Genomic DNA, 1523 nt, shown 5'->3' on the forward strand with positions numbered 1-1523 from the left:
CCTGCTGGTAGAACGCGACCGTGGCGGTCTTGCCATCGCGCAGGAAGCGCACCTGCGAACCCTGCGCCAGCTCCGAGGCCCCCGTGCGGAACACGCCCGAGGCCAGGGACTCGGGCGAGGCCCGGCCCAGGCTCAGGCTCAGGCCCGTCACCAGCAGCACCGCCACCATCGCCCCCAGGTACGCCGGCGCCTTCACCTCCACCGCGTAGCGCTTGAGCAGCACGAACCCCAGCGCAATGTCCGCCAACGCCGCCAGCGTCACCGCCAGGTGCAAGCCCATCAGCGGGATCAGGACGTGCACCGCCAGCGCCACGCCGGTGATCGCACCCAGCGTGTTGGCCGCATAGATTCGACCGATGCTCGACTCCCCCGCACCGTTGCGCAGCAGCGCCATCGTGAACAGCGGCAGCGTCATGCCGGCAAAAAATGCCGCCGGGAACATCACCAGCAGCGAGATCGCCGCGCTTCCCGCGCTGAACAGGCTATACCCCCCATCCGTACGCGGCAGCGACTCCATCAGCCACCCCACCCACCGGAAGCTCTGCGCGAACACCGGCAGCGACACCAACGCCGCGATGCCCATCCAGATCTGCGCGTAACCCGCATACGCCACCGCATCACCAATGCGCTGGCTGCGGCGCCGGATCCACAAACCGCCAAACGCCAGGCCCAGGATGAACGCCGACAGCATCAGCTCGAACGAATGCACCGTCGTGCCCAGTGCCTGGTTGAGCATCCGCACCCAGCCAATCTCGTACACGAAAGAACTGGCACCCGTGATGCCCGCCGCCAGCAACATCATCTGGTAGAACCGCGCATCCACCGGCTTGGCCGCCGGAACCGCGGCATCCGCCGCAGGCAGCGCCGCCGGCGCCGGGCGACCGTCCACCCGGCGCGACACCACCCACGCCATCACGCCCACGGCCAGGTTCACCGCACCCGCCACCGCCACCGCCCCGGGCATGCCCACCCACGGCAGCAGCACGAACGTCGCAAACAGCGCGCCAAACGCCGCACCGATGCTGTTGGTGAAATACAGGCCGCCAAGAATCTCACCATCGGCCTTGGGCGCCACCCGGAGGTAGCCGCCGCTCATCAGCGGGAAGGTCATGCCCAGCAGCACGCTCTGGGGCGCAATCAGCAGCGCCGCCGTGCCCCACTGCCAGGCCCGGATCGCCCAGCCCTCCGACAAGGCCGGGTAGACCGTCTCCTGCGAGAAGCCCGTGTAGGCCAGGAAAAACGGGTGGAACCCCAGGCCCGCCAGGCCGATGACGATCTCCACCACCGCGTACGCCAGGATCAGCCGACGCCACCCCATGCCTAGCCGGCTCACCAGCCACGCACCCAGCGCCATGCCGCCCATGAAGATCGCCAGCACCAGCGTCTGTGCGTAGGCCGCATGCCCCAGGCTCAGTCCCAGGTAGTGCGACCAGATCGCCTGGTAGATCAGGCCCGCAAAACCCGATGCCACGAACAGCGCCAGCAGCGCCCGCTCCAATCCGACCTGCCTGACCGTCATCCGT

1 pseudogene is annotated in these 1523 nt (G+C 68.5%); it reads right to left on the minus strand.

What is annotated here, in order from left to right:
• Positions 1-1523: pseudogene (locus ACOQFR_RS00040) on the minus strand (spermine synthase); the annotation flags it as partial.

It is taken from the genome of Arenimonas sp. MALMAid1274, from assembly GCF_049195245.1.
Lineage (GTDB): Bacteria > Pseudomonadota > Gammaproteobacteria > Xanthomonadales > Xanthomonadaceae > Arenimonas.